The 8,824-nt window shown below is 33.9% G+C and carries 7 protein-coding genes and 3 rRNA genes; 6 read left to right on the plus strand and 4 right to left on the minus strand.

Annotated elements, in window-relative coordinates:
- A 16S ribosomal RNA gene (locus PQF83_RS28195) occupies nt 1-110 on the minus strand; the annotation flags it as partial.
- A 473-nt stretch (nt 111-583) separates the two neighbouring features.
- Between PQF83_RS28195 and PQF83_RS28200 the strand changes: the two genes are divergently transcribed.
- Entirely contained in the window at nt 584-2,515 is a 1,932-nt protein-coding gene (locus tag PQF83_RS28200) for a glycosyltransferase (RefSeq protein WP_000543171.1), read from the plus strand.
- Between the two features lie 66 nt (nt 2,516-2,581).
- A complete protein-coding gene (locus PQF83_RS28205; RefSeq protein WP_000657504.1) occupies nt 2,582-3,358 on the plus strand; it encodes a class I SAM-dependent methyltransferase in 777 nt (258 codons plus the stop codon).
- A gap of 40 nt (nt 3,359-3,398) precedes the next feature.
- Here the strand turns inward: PQF83_RS28205 and PQF83_RS28210 are convergent, their stop codons facing one another.
- Nucleotides 3,399-4,343: an NAD-dependent epimerase/dehydratase family protein gene (locus PQF83_RS28210; protein WP_001230823.1), complete on the minus strand. Its 945-nt coding sequence runs from the start codon at nt 4,341-4,343 to the stop codon at nt 3,399-3,401.
- Between the two features lie 271 nt (nt 4,344-4,614).
- On the opposite strand from PQF83_RS28210, the gene PQF83_RS28215 reads away from it, so the two are divergent.
- The 4 genes from PQF83_RS28215 to PQF83_RS28230 all read left to right on the plus strand — a co-directional run bounded on the left by PQF83_RS28215 (nt 4,615) and on the right by PQF83_RS28230 (nt 8,526).
- Entirely contained in the window at nt 4,615-5,409 is a 795-nt protein-coding gene (locus PQF83_RS28215) for a sulfotransferase family 2 domain-containing protein (protein WP_000800261.1), read from the plus strand.
- Between the two features lie 203 nt (nt 5,410-5,612).
- Complete coding sequence (locus PQF83_RS28220; RefSeq protein WP_000398928.1) at nt 5,613-6,335, plus strand: class I SAM-dependent methyltransferase; 723 nt, start codon at nt 5,613-5,615, stop codon at nt 6,333-6,335.
- A gap of 26 nt (nt 6,336-6,361) precedes the next feature.
- Nucleotides 6,362-7,234, plus strand: coding sequence for a class I SAM-dependent methyltransferase (locus PQF83_RS28225; RefSeq protein WP_000368429.1), 873 nt, complete (start codon nt 6,362-6,364; stop codon nt 7,232-7,234).
- Between the two features lie 215 nt (nt 7,235-7,449).
- Nucleotides 7,450-8,526: a glycosyltransferase WbsX family protein gene (locus tag PQF83_RS28230; protein WP_000690994.1), complete on the plus strand. Its 1,077-nt coding sequence runs from the start codon at nt 7,450-7,452 to the stop codon at nt 8,524-8,526.
- 14 nt (nt 8,527-8,540) lie between these two features.
- On the opposite strand, the gene rrf is transcribed toward PQF83_RS28230, so the two are convergent.
- A 5S ribosomal RNA gene (rrf, locus tag PQF83_RS28235) occupies nt 8,541-8,656 on the minus strand.
- 49 nt (nt 8,657-8,705) lie between these two features.
- Nucleotides 8,706-8,824: ribosomal RNA gene (locus PQF83_RS28240) — 23S ribosomal RNA — on the minus strand; the annotation flags it as partial.

The raw sequence follows: 8,824 nt of genomic DNA on the forward strand, positions 1-8,824 counted from the left end.
CCGTCCGCCGCTAACTTCATAAGAGCAAGCTCTTAATCCATTCGCTCGACTTGCATGTATTAGGCACGCCGCCAGCGTTCATCCTGAGCCAGGATCAAACTCTCCAATAAAGTTAGTTTGTCTAGCATCATAAAATAAAAATTGACGTTTCACGTTGTTTGTTTCGTTCAGTTTTCAAAGAACTTGTCTGCCGCTCATTTGCGACTTCCTTATGTTAACATCTTCGTTAGTTAATGTCAACTAAGTTTTTTATTTCGTTTGTCGCTTTCGACGTTATTTTCATCGGCGACTTGTTCTATATTACACTTCTGTACTCTAATCGTCAATACTTTTTATCCTTTTTATTTTATAAATTATAAAGTTTTTTATACTCCTTCCCTAAAGATTAATAAACTAGTGTAGTCATTTTTATAATCGACAGTTTCTACTTTATAAAGAATGAATATCAAGCCACACAAATATATATTAAAAGTAGCTTTTTTATTTCGGTTACATTCACAATTATCTCCTACCACTTCTCTCTAGGAATTATAAATACATCCTACATTTACTAAAATCTAATTACATTAGGAGGCGTTATGAAATGCATGCTAATAAGAAAATCATTTATGTATCCCATGATGCCCATTTCCACGGAGCACAGCTGCTTTCTTTACATACTATTAAAGCCCTTAAAGAAAACTTTCATTACTCCGTCGCAATTATTTCTATTGGAACCGGTATTTTAATCCGCGATTTTCAAAAGTATGGTCCTGTTTATTGCCTAGAGGAAGACTACCCAACGGAAGAAAAAGTCGAATTATTAATAAAGAAGTTATTATTAAAAGACTATACCATCGCCATATGTAGTACCGTCATAAGTGGTGATATAGTTGCATTACTAGCTAAACATAATATTAAAGTTATTTCATTAATACATGAATTGCCGCATTTAATACAACAGTACTCTGCTGAGGGAAAAGCAAGAAACATTGCCCAATCTGCTCACAAAATTGTCTTCCCTTCACAATACGTGTATGAAAAATTCCGTACAATCACCCAATTAGATCATCAAAAATGCCACATTCTCCCTCAGGGCTTGTTCAACCATAATCCTTATAAGAAAAATATTGCACAAGCGAGAAGCAATTTACGAAAAAAGCACAATCTGCCTCTCGATAGCAAAATCATCTTGGGGGTAGGTTTCGCTGATCATCGAAAAGGAATAGATTTATTCTCACTTATTGCTTACTCAGTAAGAAAGATGCATACGAATATTCATTTTATCTGGGTTGGGAAAACAGATGTTCATTTTTTTAATACAATCTCCCCAAGATATACAGCACATTTCACATTAGTGGATCCAACTCCAGATATCGGTTTATATAACGCCGGTGCTGATTTATATTTATTAACTTCAAGAGAAGATCCTTTTCCAAACGTAGTTTTAGAAGCATTAGATACAAAAGTCCCTGTTATAGGGTTCAAAAACGCTGGAGGTTTTGAAGATGTTGTTACGGAACAAACCGGCGCATTAGTAGACTATTTAAACTTACCTATGATGCTGGAAAGAATATATGAACTTATGGGGAATGAAGATTTACGATTACAAAAAGGGACCTTTGGCCAAGAACTTATTGAAAGAGATTTCAACTTTCTTGATTACGTTTATCAATTATTAAACTTGCTTGAGCATAATTATAAAAAAATAAGCGTCATTGTACCGAACTATAATTACGAAAAATACTTACCGGAACGAGTTAAATCAATATTAAATCAAACCTATCCCCTTTACGAACTAATTTTCCTAGACGATGCCTCTACTGACAATAGCGTATCTATATTTGAAAAGCTGCTCTCAAATGAAAATAAACACCACCTGAAAGTTCAGCAGATTATTAATGATAAAAATTCTGGTTCTGTATTTAAACAATGGATAAAAGGTGTCTCTGCAGCAACCGGTGATTATATTTGGATTGCTGAGGCCGATGACTTATGTGATCAGACATTTTTAGAAGAAGTAATACAAGGGTTTCATATAGATAGTGATGTTGCCTTAAGCTACACACAATCAAAACAAATAGATGAACAAGGAAATATCTTGGCCAATCATTATTTGAATTACACAAATGATATCGATAAGGAAAAATGGCAGAGTTCTTATATCCGAAAAGGGATAGATGAAATACAAGATACGTTATTTATCAAAAACACCATACCTAATGTCTCAAGTGTAGTTTTTAAAAACATAGATATAAAAACAATAGCAAAACAATTGCAAAAGTTTAAAATAGCTGGTGATTGGTTTTTCTATGTTTCTCTCCTTAAAGAGGGGAACATTTATTTTAATCCAAAACCTCTAAACTATCATAGACGACATACAAATAGCGTAACAAGAACAGAAGATTCATATTCCCATTACAGTGAAGTTGTACAAATGCAGAATTTCATTAAAGACACCTTTACTATCGACGACATTTCAAAAAAGAAAATGTATGCATATAGAAAGTACCTTGAAACATATTTGAAGGTTTAATTATATATTTTCTTTATCATCAGTAGCTCTTTTAAGACATTACTATTATTTAAGGGGTGTTACTCTTTGAAAGAATTTATAGAGGCAAATAAACATTTGATTTCTCAAATTGCACAAAAATACAATGTAAGTGCAAATATCCACCCAGAGGATCATATCTTTCAATTCCTTGTCACAAATCCAGTCTTTCCATCTAAAAAAGAAGCAATAGATTATTATTTTAAAGATGGAAGAAAATCAGCAGAAACACTCTTAGATTTAATTACTTCCTTTTATCCTCCTATAGACACTCCAATTCAATTATTAGAATTCGCATCCGGATATGGCTGCGTAACACGTCATTTATTAAATCAGCAAATGAACTTAAGTATAACTACTTGCGATATACACGAAGAGGCTATTACTTTTATTGAAAACACATTACATACTTCATCTCTATTATCTCACCCTGAACCAGAACAAGTAAAATTAGACTCGTCTACGTATGATATCGTTTTTTGTCTATCCTTTTTTTCTCATATGCCTGATACAACTTGGTTTCGTTGGCTTCAGACATTGTATAACGCTGTTTCCCCTGGCGGCTTATTCATTTTCACAACTCATGGATATCAAAGTAAAAAGTACTTCGGCTTTCCCGCTTTAAATGAACGGGGTTATTGGTTTCTTCCCTCTAGCGAACAACTCGATTTAGATGTTCATCAATATGGGCAAACGATCGTTAGCCCCTCTTACGTATGTGACAAAATTAAATTATTACCTTATAATCCTATTATCAAAAAATACACTGAAGGTTTTTGGTGGGAACATCAAGATCTTTGGGTAATAAAAAAAGAAATAAAATAATAAACCACGCTCTACTTATACAGAAGTAGGGCATGGCTTATTATTTTTTACTATATAAGAACTCTTCAATCCATAGCTTATTTAATCTAATTCCACTTTTGAAATCCACTTTCGGTTCCCAATTACATTCTCGTCTTACTCTATCTATATTTAAAATGATTTTTTGAACGTTTTCTTGCTTTTGTTTATAGCAGATAAAGTCCACTTTTCTTTCCGTTAATTTCTCCAATTCTACTATAATTCGTTTTAAAGAGAGACCCTTTCCGCTGCCTATATTATACACACAAAATTTCAAGTGATTTAATTGCGATAGTTGTATAGTAACTTCCACTAAATCATCGATATAAATATAATCTCGAATAATTTCTTGTGGATTCCCATATATATTAATCTTTTCATTACTGAGATGCTGATACAAAAAACAATTTATTGCTCCAACTTTCTTTAACGGGTTTTGATATTTTCCATACGGATTAGAATATCTACATACAACATAGTCCATTCCATATTTTTTCTTATAAAAGTACAAATAATTTTCAAGCGACACCTTTGTTATTCCATAAGGAGAAAGTGGTTTTAATGGATGTTCCTCATCAATAGGCAGATATTCCGGTTCACCATAAACTGTGCCTCCAGAAGATGCTAATACGATTTTTTTAATGGGGAAATTTTTAGCACTTTCCATGAAATTAAGAAAAAAAAGGCTACTGTTTATATCTCCGAAAACATCTTCAATTGAAGTTGTTACATTAGACGTTGCAGCTAAATAAATAATAATATCCACATTCACTAAGGCTTTATATATATCTTCAACATTTGCTAAATCACCTTTAATAAATTCAACCTCACTTATAATATTTTGAGGAAAATTATTTATATGTCTGGAAAATACTTTTACATTTTGGCCTTTTTTCAATAAACCTAATGCGAGGTTAATACCAATGAAACTATTTCCACCTACTATTAAATAATTATTCTTCCGCATAATATCCTCTCTAGTAATAAGATTTTTGCTTATCTCACCTAGAAATACAAATAAATAAACTTAGTCAATTCTATTATTGAGTCTCTTATAATTGTATGCCCCTTATAAAATTTCATTATCTTTATTTTATATTTTCCCTTTAGAATCACTACCTTATTTAAGCCGTCCGAAAAAACATTCATAATATTTACTCATTCCTATGAATATATTGGATTAGTAAAAGCTTTCTCCTTCTCCATAAATAAAACTTTCAAAAAGGAGCACTACATGTATGAAGAATGTAAATCAAGAGCTTTTAAATCATGTAATTCTACATAAAGATCGAATCCCACATTTCCATAAAGACTTTCCCCTTATACTATTCTGGAGCCATAGAAGCGGATGCACTACTTTAGCTAATTGGTTCTTTTTTCAAATCGGATTGTTTAATGAAGCAAAGAAATACCATGACTTTATTCATTACTATGAATTCTGGGTATATAAAAACAACACCAACTACATACCAGAGTTACAAAATGGGCTTCTAACAGCAGAAAAAGCTGTTTGTAAACTTGTACGAAATCCCTATACAAGGGCCGTCAGCTCATTTTTATTACTTGCTGACAATCCATATGCAATTCCTCAATGGGAAAGTATCCGCCAGTATTTATATAATGACAAATATAGTAACCGAGGAATATCATTTAAACAATTTTTATATTACGTTCGAGCATTAGGTCCCAATTCCGTAGCAATGGACATACATTTTAGTCAGCAATACGTTCCGGGTGAAGAAAATTTCATCCAACACTATATTCCTTTAGAAGATTTTAATACACAAATCACCAAAATAGAACATACGTACGATTTAGTTAAATCTAATTTAGCGCTACTTACAAATTCAGATCATCATCGCTCTCATAAAATGATGTATACAGGAAGCTATGCAGAGCTCAGCATTACAGATGCCGCCTTCCCTCGCTTTCCGACATATAAAAGTTTTTATGATGAAGAAACAATGGCATTAGTTACAGAAATATATGCACAAGACTTTGAAATGTATCCGTACACAAAAGGGATATTTTAAATTGATACACTCTTCAATGAATAAAAGCGAATGTATCGCATAGCATAAATTGAAACTTTAATTAGAGAGGGGTTCTCCCCTGCTAATTATTCCCTTCTACCAATTTTACTGTTATAGATTCCCTAAATTTCACCTACCCTCTTTGAATTCACTAATTATTGACGCATGTGCCATATACATTTTTTACACAGGAGTGATGTCATGTGGAAGGTAATTTGAAACATAATAACGGATATTGTGTTATTTGTGAGAAGGAAACTACATTTATAGAGCATAACGATTGGCTTAGAGATCACTACTTATGTTCTACATGCCACTCTATACCAAGGCAGCGAGCTTTAATTCATGTTTTAAATACATTTTTTCCGAAATGGGGTTCCTATCATATTCACGAATCCTCACCTGGGGGGATTACAACTCAACTACTAATAAAAAACTGCAAAAACTATACATACTCTCAATACTTTAAAAACTATCCTCTCGGCCAATACTTTCAAGGGATTAGATGCGAGAACTTAGAAAACATGACTTTTCAAAATGAATCTTTTGATTTGTTCATTACTCAAGATGTCTTTGAACATGTAATGGAACCAAACAAAGCCTTTAAAGAAATAGAGCGTGTATTAAAGCCTGGCGGTGCTCATGTGTTTACTGTCCCTTGGTACCACACACTTCCCAAAACTTTGCAAAGGGCAAGAATCAATGAGGATGGAATTGAGTATATTGAAGAGCCAATTTATCACGGAAATCCTATTGATGAGAATGGGTCTTTAGTAACATTTGATTGGGGCCAAGATATGATTGAATATATTTATACACATGCAAATATGTATACCCTAGTTTATTTACAAAAGGATAAATCACTAGGCTTAGATGCTGAATTTTTACATGTTTTTATTAGTAGAAAACAAGAAAATGATTTTTAGGCACCATATAATTTGGAGGTTAACAAATGGATAACTTTAAGTTAGGAAGTGATTTTGATAACCTTGTTAGCCCGCTTTCTGATGTTGAACTTCTTCATCTATTTATACAAAGTTGCTCACAAACAAAGATAAATGGTATCCCAGTACCTATGTTCCCCCCTGAAGAAATTCAACAACAGTTTGTAGGTGCTTCCTATGAACATGCTCTTTATGAAGCATATTTGTTTTATAGACTTGTAAAAACATATGCCCATAATTTAAGCGTTCCCTTGAATAAAGAACGGAAAATTTTAGACTTTGGTTGTGGCTGGGGAAGAATTATACGCTTTTTTTTCAAAGATGTTCGCGATGAAAATTTACTTGGGATTGATGTAGATCCAGCAATGATTAATATTTGCAATGAAACGTTAGGAAGAGGAATATATAAAACCGCCAATCCACAACCTCCTGTAGAATTTATTAGTGACAATTCATTGGACATCATATTCGCTTATTCTGTATTCTCACATTTATCCGAAGAAACTGCAGAACATTGGATAAAGGAATTTTCAAGAATTCTTCGTCCAGGTGGAATCTTCATCGCCACGACACAAGCGCGCTATTTTCTCGATTACTGTCAACAATTTAAGGAACACCCTGAATTAATTCAGACAGGATGGCATAAAACTTTATCTCAAGCTTTTCCAGATATAAATCGTGCCATCTCGGATTATGAAAGCGGCAATTTCGTCCACAGCCCTACGGGAGCTGGAGACGTTAGAAATAGTAGCTTCTACGGGGAAACCATTATACCTAGAACTTATATTAAAAACCACTATGAGAAGTATTTAAAGCTGCGGGACTTTTTCGATGATGCAAACCGATTACCCCAAGCCCTATTTGTTCTCCAAAAAGATTAACTCTTTTCGCTCATTGTATAATGAAGATCATTTTATATTTCAGCCGTATATATTAAATCATTAAAGATTTCCATATCAAGCAAACTGTACAAAAAAATTCATTATGAGGCATAAACAGAGTAAGTAAATAACGGTTCTCATGCTTTAACTAGATTCGAAAAATCAAAAAAAACTTCCCACCACCTGAACTACGAAGCACATAAGGGGGATATATCTTGAAAATAATTGCTTTTTACTTACCACAGTTTCATCAAATAAAAGAAAATGACCGATGGTGGGGAAAAGGTTTTACTGAATGGACAAATACTAAAAGTGCACGACCTTTATTTTCAGGACATTATCAACCTAGAGAACCTTATCAAGATTTTTATTACGACTTAACCACCCCATCCGTAAGAAAATGGCAAGCAGAAATTGCCAAAGCACACGGCATATATGGTTTTTGTTATTACCATTACTGGTTTAAAGGGAAGAGGCTATTGGAGAGACCATTTAATGAGGTACTTCAGATGGGCGAACCAGATTTTCCATTTTGCCTATCTTGGGCAAATGAACCATGGACAAAAACTTGGGATGGTCTTGATAGTCACATATTAATGCCTCAAAATTACGGAGGGTTATCGGATTGGAAAGAACACTTTGATTATTTATTACAAGCTTTCCAAGATGAGAGGTATATCCGTATAGATAATAAACCACTATTCATTATTTATCGTCCTGGGCATATACCTAATTGTGAGCAAATGCTTAACTACTGGAATACACTCGCACAAGAAAATGGTTTGGCAGGTATATACTTTGTAGAAACATTAAACAGCTTCCCACTTCCTAATATAAATGGGTTCGATGCTAGCATTCAATTCGAGCCTTTTTATACAATTGCTCATGATAGCTCTTCAGACATAAATAAAACAATATATGAGTCTGGTAAACAAATAAACACTTGGGATTATGATAAAGTTTGGATGTATATACTAAAGCGGTCTCCTCCAGAGAAAAAAACATTTCCCGGTGCCTTTGTTGACTGGGACAACACAGCACGCCGCAAAGATTTAAATAGCAGCATTTTCGTAGGCTCTACTCCTGAGAAGTTCACGATATATTTAAGTAAGCAAATCCAGCGCACCTATTCTGTTTACAACAGCGAGTTTTTATTTATTAATGCGTGGAATGAATGGGCAGAAGGTACTTACTTAGAACCAGATAAAAGGCATGGCTTTGCCTATTTAGAAGGAGTTAAACAAGCAATTAACAGAGGCATGAAAGCATACAAAAAAGACGAGTCATTCTGACTCGTCTTAAGATTGCTTGGCGACGTCCTACTCTCACAGGGACAAGGTCCCAACTACCATCGGCGCTAGAGAGCTTAACTTCCGTGTTCGGTATGGGAACGGGTGTGACCTCTCTGCCATCATCACCAAACTATGAAGGCATATTCCTTCAAAACTAGATAACATTTGCTACATATTATATGGTTAAGTCCTCGATCTATTAGTATTCGTCAGCTCCACATGTCACCATGCTTCCACCTCGAACCTATCAACCTGATCATCTTTCAGGGATCTTACTAGCTTACGCTATGGGAAATCT

Source organism: Bacillus sp. FF-1, from assembly GCF_028548245.1.
In the GTDB taxonomy this organism is placed as follows: domain Bacteria; phylum Bacillota; class Bacilli; order Bacillales; family Bacillaceae_G; genus Bacillus_A; species Bacillus_A paranthracis.